The organism is Anoxybacillus mongoliensis (genome assembly GCF_014201515.1).
GTDB classification, from domain to species: Bacteria; Bacillota; Bacilli; order Bacillales; family Anoxybacillaceae; genus Anoxybacillus; species Anoxybacillus mongoliensis.
In genome coordinates, this window is sequence record NZ_JACHEQ010000006.1 from 153,284 (window position 1) to 170,853 (window position 17,570).

The 17,570-nt window shown below is 39.6% G+C and carries 15 protein-coding genes and 1 rRNA gene; 8 read left to right on the plus strand and 8 right to left on the minus strand.

Translation table 11 applies throughout. The features are described 5' to 3' along the window. Positions 1-54: 54 nt before the first annotated feature. From noc to rpmH, 8 genes are all read right to left on the minus strand, one after another. Entirely contained in the window at positions 55-906 is an 852-nt protein-coding gene (gene noc, locus HNR43_RS07545; protein WP_183242665.1) for a nucleoid occlusion protein, read from the minus strand. 35 nt (positions 907-941) lie between these two features. Then, positions 942-1,655, minus strand: a complete 714-nt coding sequence (gene rsmG / locus HNR43_RS07550; RefSeq protein WP_183242667.1) for a 16S rRNA (guanine(527)-N(7))-methyltransferase RsmG — start codon at positions 1,653-1,655, stop codon at positions 942-944. 13 nt (positions 1,656-1,668) lie between these two features. After that, positions 1,669-3,558, minus strand: a complete 1,890-nt coding sequence (gene mnmG, locus HNR43_RS07555) for a tRNA uridine-5-carboxymethylaminomethyl(34) synthesis enzyme MnmG (RefSeq protein ID WP_183242669.1) — start codon at positions 3,556-3,558, stop codon at positions 1,669-1,671. 11 nt (positions 3,559-3,569) lie between these two features. After that, positions 3,570-4,955 carry a tRNA uridine-5-carboxymethylaminomethyl(34) synthesis GTPase MnmE gene (gene mnmE / locus HNR43_RS07560; protein WP_183242671.1) on the minus strand — a complete coding sequence of 462 codons (1,386 nt, stop codon included), beginning with the start codon at positions 4,953-4,955 and terminating at the stop codon, positions 3,570-3,572. 169 nt (positions 4,956-5,124) lie between these two features. After that, a complete protein-coding gene (gene jag / locus HNR43_RS07565) occupies positions 5,125-5,742 on the minus strand; it encodes an RNA-binding cell elongation regulator Jag/EloR (RefSeq protein WP_183242673.1) in 618 nt (205 codons plus the stop codon). Next, positions 5,739-6,506, minus strand: coding sequence for a YidC family membrane integrase SpoIIIJ (spoIIIJ, locus tag HNR43_RS07570; RefSeq protein ID WP_055440876.1), 768 nt, complete (start codon positions 6,504-6,506; stop codon positions 5,739-5,741). The genes jag and spoIIIJ overlap by 4 nt, the downstream gene beginning before the upstream one ends. A gap of 63 nt (positions 6,507-6,569) precedes the next feature. Beyond that, complete coding sequence (rnpA, locus tag HNR43_RS07575) at positions 6,570-6,908, minus strand: ribonuclease P protein component (protein ID WP_183242675.1); 339 nt, start codon at positions 6,906-6,908, stop codon at positions 6,570-6,572. Between the two features lie 63 nt (positions 6,909-6,971). Next, positions 6,972-7,106, minus strand: a complete 135-nt coding sequence (gene rpmH / locus HNR43_RS07580; protein ID WP_003397591.1) for a 50S ribosomal protein L34 — start codon at positions 7,104-7,106, stop codon at positions 6,972-6,974. Positions 7,107-7,578: 472 nt separating this feature from the next. Here rpmH and dnaA point away from each other — a divergent pair, with 472 nt between their 5' ends. The 8 genes from dnaA to HNR43_RS07620 all read left to right on the plus strand — a co-directional run. Next, entirely contained in the window at positions 7,579-8,922 is a 1,344-nt protein-coding gene (gene dnaA, locus HNR43_RS07585) for a chromosomal replication initiator protein DnaA (RefSeq protein WP_183242677.1), read from the plus strand. 157 nt (positions 8,923-9,079) lie between these two features. Then, on the plus strand, positions 9,080-10,216 hold the full coding sequence (gene dnaN, locus HNR43_RS07590; protein ID WP_183242679.1) for a DNA polymerase III subunit beta: 1,137 nt from the start codon (positions 9,080-9,082) through the stop codon (positions 10,214-10,216). Positions 10,217-10,315: 99 nt separating this feature from the next. Further along, a complete protein-coding gene (yaaA, locus tag HNR43_RS07595) occupies positions 10,316-10,528 on the plus strand; it encodes a S4 domain-containing protein YaaA (protein ID WP_183242681.1) in 213 nt (70 codons plus the stop codon). A 15-nt stretch (positions 10,529-10,543) separates the two neighbouring features. After that, positions 10,544-11,659, plus strand: a complete 1,116-nt coding sequence (gene recF, locus HNR43_RS07600; RefSeq protein ID WP_183242684.1) for a DNA replication/repair protein RecF — start codon at positions 10,544-10,546, stop codon at positions 11,657-11,659. Between the two features lie 60 nt (positions 11,660-11,719). Next, positions 11,720-13,636, plus strand: a complete 1,917-nt coding sequence (gene gyrB, locus HNR43_RS07605; RefSeq protein WP_183242702.1) for a DNA topoisomerase (ATP-hydrolyzing) subunit B — start codon at positions 11,720-11,722, stop codon at positions 13,634-13,636. A gap of 72 nt (positions 13,637-13,708) precedes the next feature. Then, a complete protein-coding gene (gyrA, locus tag HNR43_RS07610; protein WP_183242686.1) occupies positions 13,709-16,162 on the plus strand; it encodes a DNA gyrase subunit A in 2,454 nt (817 codons plus the stop codon). A 45-nt stretch (positions 16,163-16,207) separates the two neighbouring features. Next, positions 16,208-17,293, plus strand: a complete 1,086-nt coding sequence (locus HNR43_RS07615) for an HD-GYP domain-containing protein (RefSeq protein WP_183242688.1) — start codon at positions 16,208-16,210, stop codon at positions 17,291-17,293. A 146-nt stretch (positions 17,294-17,439) separates the two neighbouring features. Next, positions 17,440-17,570 (plus strand): 16S ribosomal RNA (locus HNR43_RS07620); the annotation flags it as partial.

Here is a 17,570-nt window from a genome sequence, read left to right on the forward strand (position 1 = left end):
TTTCAATATTTTCATATACAAAAAGAAAACCTCATCGTCATTTTAGATGAGGTGTTATTTTTGTTTCTTCGGGATGCGGATTGTAATTTGATAATAGTCTTCAAACTCTTCTTCTTCTGAATCGATGGCGACACCACTATCAGCAACCATCGTTAACGACTGGCGAATCGTATTAACAGCAATGCGCATGTCTTTGCTTAACGATTTTCGTTTCGGTTTCGGGCGCTTTTCATCGTTGTTTTCTTCTAGCATTTTCGCGACTCGATCTTCTGTCTGTTTCACGTTTAGTTGCTTTTGGATAATTTCTTCAAGCAATTTCAACTGTTTATCGTAATCTTTCAGCACAATTAAAGCGCGCGCATGACGTTCTGTAATTTGACGTTGTAACAATGCGTCTTGTACTTCTTGAGGCAGTTTTAATAAACGAAGTTTGTTGGCAATCGTTGATTGTCCTTTTCCAAGTCGTTGCGCTAACGCTTCTTGCGTCAAATGATGCAATTCTAACAAACGAGCATAAGCGATCGCTTCTTCAATCGGAGTTAGTTCTTCCCGCTGTAAGTTTTCAATTAAAGCAACAGAAGCTGTTTCCGTATCATTTAAATTTTTAATAATGGCAGGTATATCCGTCCAGCCGAGTTTTTGTGCTGCTCGCCATCTTCGTTCCCCGGCAATAATTTCGAACTTCCCATCTTCGCATTCTCGAACAACAATCGGTTGAATCATCCCATGTGTTCGAATCGTTTGAGCAAGCTCGTCAATTTTATCTTCAACAAAAATGGTCCGCGGCTGAAAACGGTTTGGAACAATTTGTGAAATAGCAATTCGTTTTATTTCTTCATTCGGTACGACGATTTCTTCTTGCTCTTTCTCACCAAAGCTAAAAAAGCGCGAAAAAGGATGCTTCATTTCCCCCTGACACCACCTTTGAGAACTCAAAACATTCATTCAATCGGAAGTTTGTTTGGTACCCCTGGTTTGCGTGGATATTTCTTCGATGTTTTTCTTCTCTTTTCAATAAAAACGATTGCTCGCTCACTTTCCTCGATCGGCAATGAAAATTTTTCGACCTTCGCCACTTCGCCACCTAGCACACGAATCGCTGTTTTTCCTTGTTCAAGCTCTTCCTGCGCTGATGCACCTTTCATTGCAATAAACGTTCCCCCTACTTTCACAAGTGGCAAACAAAGCTCACTTAGCACAGATAAACGTGCAACAGCACGAGCCGTGACGACATCAAACGTCTCACGGACGTTTTTTTGTCCAAACGTCTCAGCGCGATCATGATAAAAGGCTACGCCTTCGAGCCCGAGTTGTGCCGCTAAATGATTCAGAAACGTAATTCGTTTTTGTAATGAATCAACAATTGATACATGTAAGTGAGGAAAGCAAATTTTTAATGGTATGCTCGGAAACCCAGCTCCTGCCCCAACATCGCAAATAGATAATGGTTGCGAGAAATTGAAATAAAAAGCAGGTGTAATGGAATCAAAAAAATGCTTCAAGTATACGCCTTCTTTGTCAGTAATCGCTGTTAAATTCATTTTCTCGTTCCATTCAACAAGCAAGTGATAATATGTTTCGAATTGAGTGAGTTGTTGAGGAGAAAGTGAAATTCCTTTCTCCTCTAACATTTGTTGAAATACGTTTACATCCATCATTCATCCCTCTTTATTCATTTGACACACGTGCGATTTTTCCCTGCTCTAAATAAACTAATAAAATCGAAATATCGGCCGGATTGACTCCCGAAATGCGTGAGGCTTGTGCAATTGAAAGCGGACGAACTTGCTTTAGCTTTTGTCGCGCCTCTGTCGCCAATCCTGTAATCGCATCGTAATCAATGTCTTCTGGAATTTTTTTATTTTCCATTTTCTTTAATTTTTCAACTTGTTGTAGCGATTTTTCAATGTATCCTTCGTATTTAATTTGAATTTCTACTTGTTCTGCCACTTCAGGATCAATCGGTTGTTCCGCTGGTGCAATCATTTGAATATGTTCATATGTCATTTCCGGACGCTTTAACAAGTCAGCTGCTCGAATGCCGTCTTTTAATTCACTTCCTCCAACATTTCGAATCAGTTGCTGTACTTGTGGCGTCGGCTTAATGATGTAAGACTTTAAACGTTTCTTTTCCGCTTCGATCGCTTCTTTTTTTGCCACAAACTTTTCATATCGCTCTTGTGAAATTAAGCCGATTTTATATCCAATTTCCGTCAATCGTAAATCAGCATTGTCGTGACGTAATAAAAGACGATATTCTGCACGCGATGTTAACAAGCGGTATGGCTCGTTCGTCCCTTTTGTCACAAGGTCGTCAATTAAAACGCCAATATATGCTTCAGAACGACTTAAAATTAACTCCTCTTTTCCGAGCGCTTTACATGCTGCATTAATGCCGGCAATGAGCCCTTGGCCCGCTGCCTCTTCATATCCAGACGTTCCATTAATTTGTCCTGCTGTGTATAAACGTTGAACGACTTTTGTTTCTAACGTTGGCCATAGTTGGGTTGGAACGATGGCGTCATACTCAATCGCATAACCAGCACGCATGAGTTGTGCTTTTTCTAATCCTGGTATTGTCGCTAACATTTGGCGTTGAATATGCTCCGGCAAGCTTGTCGATAAACCTTGTACATACACTTCTTGCGTATGTCTTCCTTCTGGTTCAAGGAAAATTTGATGACGTGGTTTATCGTGGAAGCGAACGATTTTATCTTCAATTGATGGGCAATAACGCGGACCTGTCCCTTTAATCATCCCCGAATACATCGGTGACAAATGTAAATTTTCATCGATGATTCGATGCGTTTCCTCTGTCGTATAAGTGAGCCAACAAGGAAGTTGGTCGGTAATATATTCCTTCGTTTCATACGAGAACGCCCGTGGCACGTCATCTCCCGGCTGAATTTCTGTTTTGCTGTAATCAATCGTATGACTATTTACGCGCGGTGGCGTTCCTGTTTTAAAACGAACAAGTTCAAATCCGAGCTCCTCTAGATGCTCTGAAAGCTTAATCGACGGCTGTTGATTGTTTGGACCGCTTGAATATTTAATATCTCCAATAATGATTTCACCGCGTAAAAACGTTCCTGTCGTAATAACGACAGCTTTTGCGTAATAATGGGCACCCGTATGCGTAATGACACCTTTACACACGCCTTGTTCTACGATCAATTTTTCTACTTTTCCTTGTAATAATGTTAAATTCTCTTGGTTTTCTAACGTTTTTTTCATTTCTTGTTGATATAAAAATTTATCTGCTTGTGCACGCAATGCTCGCACCGCAGGTCCTTTTCCTGTATTCAACATGCGCATTTGAATATGGGTTTTGTCAATGTTTTTCCCCATTTCTCCGCCTAACGCGTCAATTTCCCGAACGACAATCCCTTTTGCAGGTCCGCCGATAGATGGATTACATGGCATAAAAGCAATCATATCGAGATTGAGTGTAATCACTAGCGTACTTGCCCCCATGCGCGCAGCAGCAAGCGCCGCTTCGCATCCAGCATGACCAGCACCGACGACGATGACATCATAAGATCCTGCCTCGTAATGCATAAGTACCCTCCTTATTTCCCTAAACAAAATTGTGCAAACAATTGATCAATCAAACTTTCGTGTACCGTATCTCCAACGATTTCACCTAACAATTCCCACGCCCTCGTTAAATCAATTTGCACGATGTCGATCGGCATACCTGCTTCGATGCCGTAAATGGCTTCTTCTATTGCTTTTTTCGCTTGTGTTAATAATGCAATGTGGCGTGAGTTTGATACATATGTTAAATCGCGTGCCTCTACATCTCCACTAAAAAACAATGAAGCGATCGCCTCTTCGAGTTGGTCGATTCCTCTTTCTTCTAAAAGCGATGTCGTAATCACTGGTGATCCTTGCGATAGTTGCTTCACTCGATCCATATCGATTCGCTTAGGCAAGTCGGTTTTATTGACGATGACGATGACATCCATCCCTTTTACCGCTTCAAACAGCTGTTCATCTTCTAGCGTTAACGGTTCATTGTAGTTAAGTACGAGTAAAATTAAATCGGCCTCTTTTAACACTTTCCGTGATCGCTCGACTCCAATACGTTCAACAATGTCTTCTGTTTCACGAATGCCCGCTGTATCGAGCAAACGGAGCGGTATACCGCGAACATTGACATATTCCTCAATGACATCGCGCGTTGTACCCGGAATATCGGTGACAATGGCGCGATTTTCATGGGCTAGACTGTTTAATAGCGATGATTTTCCAACATTCGGACGACCGACAATGACTGTCGCTAACCCGTCCCGTAACACCTTTCCTTGTTGTGCGGTTTGCAATAACCGTTCAATTTCATTTTTTACTTCCGTTGCCTTCTCAAGCAAAAGTCGATGCGTCATTTCTTCGACGTCATCATATTCTGGATAGTCAATATTTACTTCAACATGTGCCAATGTTTCTAAAATCGTTTGGCGCAAGCGACGAATAAGCTTTGATAAACGCCCTTCCATTTGGTTTAACGCGATAGCCATCGCACGATCTGTTTTGGCGCGAATGAGATCCATTACTGCTTCCGCTTGAGATAAATCAATACGACCGTTTAAAAAAGCTCTCTTTGTAAATTCCCCAGGCTCTGCTAGACGAGCTCCGGATGCAAGCACAAGCTGAAGAACGCGGTTGACGGAAACGAGCCCTCCATGACAATTAATTTCAACAACATCTTCACGCGTGAACGTCTTTGGGGCCTTCATCACCGTAACCATCACTTCTTCAATCGTTTCTTTCGTCTCCGGATGCACTATGTGTCCATAATGAATGGTGTGAGAAGGTACGTCTTTTAGCTGTTTCCCTCCGACACCAACAAATAGTTGATCGACAATCTTTATCGCTTCATCCCCGCTTAAACGGACGATCGCAATCGCTCCTTCACCCATCGGAGTTGAGATCGCTGCAATTGTATCGAACTCCACGCGATTCACCTTCTTTCATAAACGAAATTATCCACATCTATATCATGCATGTTTTATTCACAATGCTAATCAAATAAATTTTAACTTATCCACATGTGAATAACAACATACACACTACGTTTGAATTTACAAAAAAAATTCTCTAGGAACGACTTCCCCTAGAGAATGTTTACCTTTTTAATGAAATAACGACATGGCGATGCGGTTCTGTCCCAGCTGAAAACGTTTGTATTCTGTCGTCATCGCTTAACGCCGTATGAATGACTTTCCGCTCCCATGCACTCATCGGTTCTAACGAAATATCTTTTCCCATTTGTATCGCTTTTTTCGCCATATTTTTCGCTAAACGAACAAGTGTTTCTTCTCTTCGTTTTCGATATCCTTCCGCATCAATAACAACTCGAAGCGGACGATCCGTATAACGATTTAAAACTCCTTGTGCCAATAATTGTAAAGAATTCAGCGTTTGACCGTGCTTTCCAATTACTCGCGCAACATCACGACCTGAAAGGAAAACGACTAAACGTTCCCCTTCCACTTGACACGCGAGCTGGACACGGACATTCATTTGTTCGATAACATGTTTTAAAAACGATTCGACACAATGAAATGGATGACTGATCGTCACTTCAACGATTGCTTCTTGTCCACCGAACAAGCCAAGAAACGGCTTTTTTTCTTGTTGCACAACAACAATATCGACCGCTTCTTTCGACACATGTAATCGCGCTAACGCTTTTTCCACTGCCTCTTCTACCGTTTGGCCCCTCATCGTGATTCGTTTCACTTTCCTGTTCCCCCAGCCTCTTTCGTCGCTTTTAAGTCTGGCCCTTTAATGAAATACGTTTGTACAATCATAAATAAGTTTCCAACAACCCAATAAAGCGAAAGCGCTGCTGGGAAGTTGATCGCAAAGACGACGACCATAATTGGCATTAACCAAAGCATCATCGCCATTTGTGGATTTTGTTGCTCTGTGCCGGCCATCATCATCTTTTGTTGAATAAATGTTGTGACTCCGGCCACAAGTGGCAAGATAAAAAACGGATCTTTTTCACCTAAGTCAAACCATAAAAAATTATGGCGCGCAATTTCTTCTGTACGCATAATAGCATGGTAAAATCCAATTAAAATTGGCATTTGAATAAGTAATGGCAAACACCCAGCTAACGGATTGACACCGTGTTTTTGAAAAAGCAACATCGTTTCTTGTTGAAGTTTTTGTTGCGTTTGTGCATCTTTTGAACTATATTTTTCACGAAGTTTTTGTAGTTCTGGTTGTAGCGCTTGCATCGCTTTCGAATTTCTCGTTTGTTGAACCATGAGCGGCAAAATAGCTAAACGAATCAAAATGGTTACGATGATAATCCCTAAACCGTAATTGGAACCAAATAACTCAGACGTATATGTAATTAACCAAGATAGTGGGTAGACAATATACTCGTTCCAAAAACCTTTACTTTCTGCAGTAATTGGTTGGTTAATTTCTGAACATCCTGCTAACAAAACAGCAAGAAGTAAAAACAGCCATGCAATCTGCCTTTTTTTCACTCGTTTTTCCCCCTTACTTTATACATTCCATGAAGTATTTTAACATATCGGTCGATCAAACATTTAATGAAAAACGTTTGCTCGTCTTAACACGTGCAATAAACTTTTTTTCGCCTCTTCATATCCCATCGTAGCTACCGGCACTCGCGCAATAATAACATAATCTTTCCCTGCGTCAATCCGACCCAGCTCTTCGTGAAACACTTGGCGAATATACCGTTTTACACGATTGCGGACAACCGCTTTCCCTATTTTTTTGCTAACGGATAACCCGATGCGAAAATACGCTTGCTCTGGTTTATCGAGAACATATAAGACAAACTGCCGATTCGCCACCGATGTTCCTCGTTTGAATACTTCTTGAAATTCGTCATTTTTTTTTATGCGATATTTTTTTTTCATGCGCTCTCATCACACCTCGATCGTAACTCCCGTTAGAAAAAAGACCACTGATCGTTCAGTGGCCTATGCAGATAATACTTTTCTTCCTTTACGACGGCGACGAGCAAGAACTTTTCTTCCGTTTTTTGTGCTCATACGCGCACGGAAACCGTGTACTTTGCTACGCTTCCGTTTGTTTGGTTGATACGTTCTTTTCATATATGACACCTCCCTGAGGAATAACTGTTAAAAGACAGTCTTTCTAATTATAGTGAGAAATTTAGAGAAATGTCAACTACTCCAGGAGTATCTTTTTTTTACTATACTGTGATTATGAATGTGGATAAATTTTTTGTCGCTTTTTCTGTATCCACAACATTTATCGACAAGTTTTTCACATCTTATAACCTTGTGGATAAAATTTTTTCACAGCTTTTTCGTTTTGTGGATAATATTTTAAAACCATTGCAACATAAGTATTTATCTGCTATTATATTGTTGTTTTTACTCTGGATAATTATATAAGTTTTTTGTATTATCCACAAAATGTGGATAACGTGTGGACAGTTTCGTCCACATAGTGTGTAAATATTTGTCCACAATCGTTGAAAACTGTCGAAAAAAATTTTTTTATAGACAAACACGGTTATACAAAAGTTAAACACCCGCGCGGAGAAGGAGGGAGAGCGGCGTGGAAAATATTTCGGACTTATGGAATAAAGCATTAGCCGAAATTGAGAAAAAAATCAGCAAACCGAGCTTTGAAACATGGTTAAAATCAACGACTGCGCATTCATTAAAAGGCGACATACTCATTATTACCGTCCCAAATGAATTTACAAAAGACTGGCTCGAATCACGTTACACCCGGCTGATTGAACAGACACTTTACGACATTACCGGAGAAGAGTTAAAAATTAAATGCACAATTCCTAATCATCAAACATTGGAAGAATTCGATCTAAAACCAACAAGTAAACCGCGGAAGCATGATGACGAACAAGCAGAATTTCCACAAAGTATGCTGAATCCAAAATACACGTTTGACACTTTTGTCATCGGATCTGGAAATCGCTTCGCTCATGCTGCATCTTTAGCGGTGGCAGAAGCACCGGCCAAAGCATACAACCCCCTTTTCATTTACGGTGGTGTAGGCCTAGGCAAGACGCACCTCATGCATGCAATCGGTCATTACGTTCTTGAACATAACCCATCAGCAAAAGTCGTCTATTTATCTTCGGAAAAGTTTACAAATGAATTTATTAATGCCATTCGCGATAACCGTCCAGATGATTTTCGTAACAAATATCGCAATGTGGACGTGCTGTTAATAGATGATATTCAATTTTTAGCTGGAAAAGAACAAACACAAGAAGAGTTTTTCCATACGTTTAATACACTACACGAAGAAAGTAAGCAAATTGTCATATCGAGTGACCGACCTCCAAAAGAAATCCCGACGTTAGAAGACCGCCTGCGTTCTCGCTTTGAATGGGGCTTAATTACAGACATCACTCCTCCTGACTTAGAAACGAGAATTGCCATTTTGCGTAAAAAAGCAAAAGCCGAAGGGTTCGATATACCAAACGAAGTGATGTTGTATATTGCTAATCAAATTGATTCGAATATTCGAGAATTAGAAGGGGCGCTCATTCGTGTCGTTGCTTACTCTTCTTTAATTAACAAAGAAATTAACGCAGATTTGGCAGCAGAGGCACTAAAAGATATTATTCCAAGTTCCAAACCAAAAGTAATTACGATTCAAGACATTCAACGTGTTGTCGGGGAGCATTTTAACGTGAAACTTGAGGATTTTAAAGCAAAAAAACGAACGAAATCCGTTGCTTTTCCGCGCCAAATTGCTATGTATCTTTCACGAGAGTTAACCGACTGTTCGCTCCCTAAGATTGGGGAAGAATTTGGAGGGCGTGACCATACAACAGTCATCCATGCTCATGAAAAAATTTCAGCTCTCATTCAAACTGACGTTCAACTACAGAAACAATTGAAAGAAATTATGGAGAAGCTGAAATAATGTGAATAACTGTTTGGTGTTTGTGCACAGACTGTCCACATGTGGATAGTCTGTGCTTCCTTTGTTTTATTCACTTATCCACATAATCACAGCGCCTAGTACTATGATTAATAGTTTTTTAAAAAAATATAATAAATAAATTAGGGAGGTTTTCTTTGTGAAAGTTATTATCGATCGCGATCACTTAGTGAGAAGTGTACAAGATGTAATGAAGGCTGTATCATCTCGCACGACAATTCCTATTTTGACTGGAATTAAAATCGTTGCTTCTGAGCAAGGTGTTACATTGACAGGAAGTGATTCAGATATTTCGATTGAATCGTTTATTCCAGCAGAGGAAAATGATCGCGTTATTGTTGACGTCATTAAACAAGGAAGTGTGGTTCTACAAGCACGATTTTTTAGTGAAATTGTTCGTAAGTTACCAAGAGAAACCGTAGAAATCGAAGTAAAGGATCAATTTGTCACAACAATTCGCTCTGGAAAAACGGAATTTCACTTAAACGGATTGGATCCGGAAGAATATCCACGTTTACCACAAATTCAAGAGGAAAATATGTTTCAAATACCAGCGGATTTGTTAAAACATGTGATTCGCCAAACCGTATTTGCAGTGTCCACCTCAGAAACACGTCCAATCTTGACAGGTGTAAACTGGCGAATTGAAAGTAGTGAGCTTACGTGCATTGCAACAGATAGCCACCGACTGGCTATGAGAAAAGCAAAAGTAGAAACAGAATCAGAAGCATACTACAATATCGTCATTCCAGGAAAGAGCTTAAACGAGCTAAATAAAATTCTCGAAGAATCCAATGAGCCTGTTCACATCGTTGTAACAGAAAATCAAGTATTATTTAAGACAAAACATTTGTTGTTTTTCTCACGTTTGTTAGATGGGAACTATCCAGATACATCTCGACTTATTCCAACAGATAGCCAAACAGATATGATCGTAAAAACGAAGGAGTTTCTACAAGCAATCGACCGTGCGTCATTACTAGCACGTGAAGGAAGAAATAACGTTGTTCGTTTATCCACGCTGTCTGACAAAGTCGTTGAGATTTCTTCAAACTCACCTGAGATCGGAAAAGTTGTAGAGGAAGTACAGTGTGAACAAGTAGACGGAGAAGAATTAAAAATTTCTTTCAGTGCAAAATATATGATGGATGCATTAAAGGCGTTAGAAGGAGCAGAAATTAAAATTAGTTTTACTGGTGCAATGCGCCCATTTTTAATTCGACCACTTCATGACGATTCCATGCTCCAATTAATTTTACCTGTGCGCACATACTAAAAGCTGCTAGATCACCTAGCAGCTTTCCTTTTCTTCACCCTTCTTTTTTAGTACAATAAAAGAATGGACACTTTTTATAAGAAAGTGAGCGGATGAGAAATGAAAGAAATAAAAATTTCAACAGAAACCATTACACTTGGACAATTTTTAAAACTAGCGAACGTCATTTCAACAGGCGGAATGGCGAAATGGTTTTTACAAACAAACGATGTACTTGTTAACGGGGAACGAGAACAACGTCGCGGTCGCAAACTAAGAGCAGGAGACGTTGTCGACATTCAAACAATCGGTACATTTACGATTTGTTCGTAAAGGTGGGAGGCACCTTTGTTTTTAGAACAGTTAACTTTAAAAAATTACCGCAATTATGAACAAGGTTGTTGGCAATTTCAAAACAAAGTAAATGTCATTTTAGGGGAAAACGCTCAAGGTAAGACGAACATCATGGAATCAATTTATGTCTTGTCGATGGCAAAATCACATCGAACGACGAATGATAAAGATTTAATTCGTTGGGACAAAGATTATGCTAAAATAGAAGGTAAAGTAGGAAAGAAAAACGGCCCAATTTTTTTACAGTTAACCGTGTCGAAAAAAGGGAAAAAAGCAAAACTAAATTATATCGAGCAGGCAAAATTAAGCAGTTACGTCGGGCATATGAACGTTGTCATGTTTGCCCCAGAAGATTTAAACCTTGTAAAAGGAAGCCCACAAATTCGAAGACGTTTTATCGATATGGAAATCGGTCAAGTATCTCCTGTTTATATGCATGAACTTGGTCAATATCAAAAAGTGTTGCAACAAAGAAATCAATATTTGAAACTACTCCAGTCAAAAAAACAGACAGACGAAAAGTTTCTTGATGTGCTCACAGAACAACTTGTGGAACTCGCAGTAAAAATCACACTCAAAAGATATGAGTTTATCGAATTATTACAAACATGGGCGAAACCGATTCATGCCGAAATTAGTCGAGGTCATGAACAATTGGCCATTCATTATTGTCCTTCGGTTGATGTATTAGACAAACAACAATGGTCGAGAATAGTAGAAGTGTATAACGATAAGTTTACACAAATAAAAACTAAAGAAATCGAACGAGGTACAACGCTCATCGGTCCGCATCGAGATGATTTATCGTTTACGATTAACGGAAAAGATGTACAGACGTTCGGTTCCCAAGGTCAACAACGAACGACGGCACTTTCATTGAAACTAGCTGAAATTGATTTAATTTTTTCGGAAATCGGCGAGTATCCTATCCTTTTACTCGATGATGTTCTATCAGAGCTAGATGATTTTCGTCAAACACATTTGTTAAATGCTATACAAGGCAAAGTGCAAACATTTGTAACAACAACAAGTATAGATGGGATTGAACATCGCGTCGTTCGAGACGCAGATGTGTATGAAGTTGTCTCGGGACAAATGATGAGACGATAGTTGTTCATAAACCTCGAACGTATTGTTCGAAAAGGAAAGCGTAGGTGATCAATAGTGGCGATGGAACAAAGAGATCAAATTGTTTATGATGAAAGTCAAATCCAAGTTCTCGAAGGGTTAGAAGCAGTACGAAAAAGACCGGGGATGTATATCGGATCAACCGGACCGAAAGGATTGCATCATCTCGTTTGGGAAATTGTTGATAACAGCATTGATGAAGCGTTAGCTGGATTTTGTACGGAAATTAACGTCATTGTTGAAGAAGACAACAGCATTACAGTAATAGATAACGGTCGGGGGATTCCTGTTGGTATTCACGAAAAAATGGGGAGACCAGCTGTTGAAGTAATTATGACTGTGTTGCACGCCGGCGGAAAATTTGGTGGCGGTGGATATAAAGTATCTGGCGGTTTGCATGGGGTCGGTGCGTCTGTTGTTAATGCGTTGTCAGAAGAACTAGAAGTATATGTACATCGCGATGGAAACATTCACTATCAAAAATATAAGCGCGGTGTGCCTTGTTCTGATTTGCAAGTTGTAGGTGAGACAGATCGGACAGGAACAACGATTCATTTTAAGCCAGATCCGGAAATTTTCACAGAAACGACGGAGTATGATTACGACACACTTGCGCATCGCTTGCGGGAGCTTGCTTTTTTAAACAAAGGCATTCGTATTACCTTAGAAGATCGACGTGATGAAAAGCGACGTAACGAATACTACTATGAAGGTGGAATTTCTTCATACGTTAAACATTTAAATCGGACAAAAGAAACGCTTCACGAGGAACCCATTTACATTGAAGGGGAAAAAGAAGGAATTCAAGTCGAAATCGCTTTACAATATAACGATGGTTATACAAGTAATATATACTCATTCGCTAATAACATTCATACGCATGAAGGTGGTACGCACGAGCTAGGGTTTAAAACAGCTCTGACGCGAATTATTAATGATTATGGTCGTAAAAACAATATGTTTAAAGAACAAGATGCCAATTTAACGGGTGAAGATGTACGGGAAGGACTAACGGCCATCATATCAGTAAAACACCCAGCACCGCAGTTTGAGGGACAGACGAAAACGAAACTTGGCAATAGTGATGCCCGTACGGCGACAGAGTCTATTTTTGCTGAACAATTTGAAAAGTTTTTACTCGAAAACCCAGCAGTTGCCAAAAAAATTGTTGAAAAAGGAATTTTAGCTTCTAGGGCACGTCTAGCAGCGAAGCGAGCTCGGGAATTAACGAGGAGAAAAAATGCCCTCGAAGTATCGAGTTTGCCTGGGAAATTAGCTGATTGTTCATCGAAAGATCCAGCGATATGTGAACTATATGTCGTTGAGGGGGATTCAGCGGGCGGTTCTGCAAAACAAGGACGCGATCGCCATTTCCAAGCTATTTTACCGTTGCGTGGAAAAATTATTAACGTTGAGAAATCAAGATTAGATAAAATTTTATCCAATAATGAAGTACGTGCAATTATTACAGCTCTTGGTACGGGAATCGGAGAAGATTTTGATATTACAAAAGCTCGTTATCATAAGATCATTATTATGACCGACGCGGATGTCGATGGTGCTCACATTCGCACATTGTTATTAACATTTTTCTATCGCTATATGCGCGAGGTAATCGAACAAGGTTATGTTTATATCGCTCAGCCACCTTTATATAAAATTCAGCAAGGAAAACGAATTGAATACGCATATAGTGATCGACAACTTGAAGAAATATTAGCTCGGTTACCTGAACAACCAAAACCAATTATTCAACGTTACAAAGGTCTTGGAGAGATGAATCCAGAGCAACTTTGGGAGACGACGATGAACCCTGAGACGCGCACATTGTTAAAAGTGAGTTTGCAAGATGCCATGGAGGCGGACGAAACATTCGAAATTTTAATGGGGGACAAAGTCGAACCGCGTAGGCAGTTTATCGAGGAAAACGCGAAATATGTAAAAAATCTAGATATTTAAACATGTCGGAGAGTGTTTGTTCACCCTCCCCTTGTTTTATTATTTTGTTAGGTAAGGGAGGTTCGTTGCTGTATGTCTGAAAGAGTAAAGGAAGTGAGTATTAGTCAAGAAATGCGTGCATCGTTTCTCGACTATGCGATGAGCGTCATTGTATCCCGTGCGCTCCCTGATGTGCGTGACGGACTAAAGCCAGTGCATCGTCGTATTTTATATGCAATGCACGATTTAGGAATGACGGCGGACAAGCCTTACAAAAAGTCGGCACGTATTGTCGGTGAAGTGATCGGTAAGTACCATCCGCATGGTGATGCAGCGGTATACGATACGATGGTGCGGATGGCACAAGATTTTAACTACCGATATATGCTTGTGGATGGACACGGAAACTTTGGATCAATTGATGGTGATGCCGCAGCAGCAATGCGTTATACAGAAGCAAGAATGTCGAAAATTTCAATGGAGCTGTTGCGTGATATTAACAAAGACACGATCGATTACCAAGATAATTATGATGGTTCAGAACGTGAGCCAATTGTTTTGCCTGCCCGTTTTCCGAATTTACTTGTGAACGGATCTTCAGGGATTGCGGTTGGGATGGCAACGAATATTCCCCCGCATCAACTTGGAGAAGTCATTGACGCTTTATTGGAACTGATGAAAGATCCCGACATGACTGTTGCTGAATTGATGGAATATTTGCCGGGCCCTGATTTTCCGACAGGTGCGCAAATTATTGGAAGAGGCGGGATAAGAAAAGCGTATGAAACAGGACGTGGTTCGATCACATTACGTGCGAAAGCTGAGATTGAGCAAAAAGAGAACGGAAAAGAAATGATTATCGTCCGTGAATTACCTTACCAAGTCAATAAAGCCAAGTTAATTGAAAAAATTGCTGAACTTGTCCGTGAAAAGAAAATCGATGGCATTACAGATTTACGTGATGAATCTGATCGGAGCGGTATGCGCATTGTCATTGAAGTAAGAAGAGATGTAAGTGCACATGTAGTGCTCAACAATTTGTACAAACAAACAGCTTTACAAACGAGTTTTGGGATCAATATGCTTGCGCTTGTTGATGGACAACCGAAAGTATTAAATTTAAAACAATGTTTACAACATTATTTAGACCATCAAAAAATTGTTATTCGTCGTCGCACTCAATTTGAGCTAAACAAAGCAGAAGCTCGCGCACATATTTTAGAAGGTTTACGCATTGCCCTTGATCACCTAGACGAGGTCATTGAGCTTATTCGTCAATCTGCAACCGTAGACATAGCGAAAGAAGGATTGATGACAAAGTTTCAGTTAAGTGAAAAGCAAGCACAAGCTATTTTAGATATGCGTCTACAACGTTTAACGGGACTAGAGCGTGAAAAAATTGAACAAGAGTATGGGGAGCTAGTGAAGCTCATCGCACATTTAAAAGCCATTCTAGCTGATGAGCAAAAAGTTTTACAAATCATTCGTGACGAATTGCTTGAAATTAAAGAGAAATTCAATGACTATCGTCGCACAGAAATAGTAAATGGCGGTTTAGAAACAATCGATGATGAAGATTTAATTACTCGTGAAAATATCGTTGTTACATTAACACATAGGGGATATATAAAACGTCTTCCTGTTTCAACGTACCGGAGCCAACGACGTGGAGGTCGTGGTATTCAAGGTATGAATACGAATGAGGACGATTTTGTCGAGCATTTAGTCATTACATCGACACATGATATCGTTTTATTTTTTACAAATAAAGGAAAAGTATATAAAGCAAAAGGATATGAAATTCCAGAGTTCAGTCGCACAGCAAAAGGTATTCCAATAGTTAACTTATTAAACATTGAAAAAGATGAAGTAATTAACACGGTGATTGCAATCGAACAATTCCATGAAGATGCATTTTTATTTTTTACAACAAAGCAAGGAATTGCTAAAAGATCCCCTTTATCATCGTTTGCTAACATTCGTAACCATGGTTTAATTGCTATTCATTTACATGAAGGCGATGAATTAATATCCGTAAAACTGACAGATGGTCATAAACATATGATTGTGGGGACGAAAAAAGGAATGTTAATTCGTTTTCCTGAGACAGATGTTCGCTCAATGGGACGCACAGCTGCAGGTGTAAAAGCAATTACATTATGTCCAGGCGACGAAGTGGTCGGTATGGAAAGCTTGGATGGTGATGAGGAAATTTTAATTGTAACGCGAAATGGTTATGGAAAACGAACACCAGCTTCAGAGTATCGTATTCAAAGCCGTGGTGGAAAAGGAATTAAAACATGTAATATTACTGAAAAAAACGGCGATGTTGTTGCTGTTAAAACAGTTACAGGTGAAGAAGACTTAATGTTAATGACCGCAAGCGGTGTAATGATTCGTATGGCAGTGAGCGATATTTCCGTTATGGGACGAAACACACAAGGTGTTAAGCTCATTCGTCTAGATGAAGAAAACGAACAGGAGTATGTCGCGACAGTAGCGAAGGTGCCAAAGGAAGAAGAAAAAGAACAACTGCAAGAAGCATAGAGGGGAGTTTTTCCCCTCTATGCTTTACAAAGGGGGGGAGAAGACATGTTGTTAGTAAAAACAGCTCAATTACAAGAAGGTTGCATTTTAGCTGAAGATATTATCGGAAAATCGCATCGCGTTATTGTTCCAAAAAATACGGTATTAAATGCGAAACTATTAACTGTATTGCAAAAGTTTCTTGTTGATCAAGTACGTGTACAGTCAGTTCTTGTTGACGGTAGTACATTTCGACCGAGTGAAGTCATTCAAGAAGATGTACCGAAGCCAAAAATAACGGAAAACAAAGATATATTGACCTTATATTTAGAAGTTGTCCAACAATATAAACAAATGTTTCAAGGATGGCAGGCCGGTTTACCTGTCGATATTGGCAAAGTGCGTAAAATGTTTATGCCTTTGTTTGAAAAAGTATTGGAATCGGAAAAGGAGCTACTCTTCTTTCATCATTACTCTACCAAATCAGAGTACTTATTTCATCATGCAGTAACAGTCGGTCTTCTTTCAGGTGTATTAGCGAAAAAATTACAATATGCAAAAGGGGATTACATGCAAGTCGCCATCGCTGGGCTATTAAGCGATTGTGGTATGTCAAAAGTTGACCCGAAAATACTTAACAAAAGTACGGCTCTTACTCCAATGGAATATAAAGATATGCGCCAACATACCGTTTACGGTTATAAAATGGTTCAAAAAATTACTGCATTACAAGAAGGAGTAAAGCTCGCTGTTTTGCAACATCATGAGCGAAATGATGGCAGCGGATATTTACTTAGTGTTCAAGAAGAAAAAATTCACCCCTATAGTAAAATTGTTGCGGTCGCAGATGTTTATCATGCGATGATTTCTGAGCGTCCTTATCGCAATAAGCAATCACCTTTTAAAGTGTTTGAACAAATTCATAAAGATTGTTTCGGAAAATTCGATCTTTCTGTTGTTCAAGCGCTGGCTTCCCTTTTGATGAACCTTTCTTTAGGAGCAAAAGTAAAATTATCGAATGAACAAGTTGGGGAAATTATCTTTTTTGAACAAGATTCACCGTCCTGTCCAATGATTAAGATAATTAATACAAACCAAATCATTTCACTAAAAAACGAAAAAGATTTGTGCATTGAAGAGATTATAAAATGAAATGACAATGGCGATTGTCCATGTCATTTCATTTTTTTATAAAAAAGTGTTGACAATAACAAAGTGCTCTTGTATGATATATCTTGTGCTTGATGTTCTTTGAAAACTGAACAAAACAGCAGCGTAAAAGCTAGAGATATGAACTTTCTATGGAGAGTTTGATCCTGGCTCAGGACGAACGCTGGCGGCGTGCCTAATACATGCAAGTCGAGCGGACGAATCAAAAGCTTGCTTTTGATTCGTTAGCGGCGGACGGGTGAGTAACACGTGGGCAACC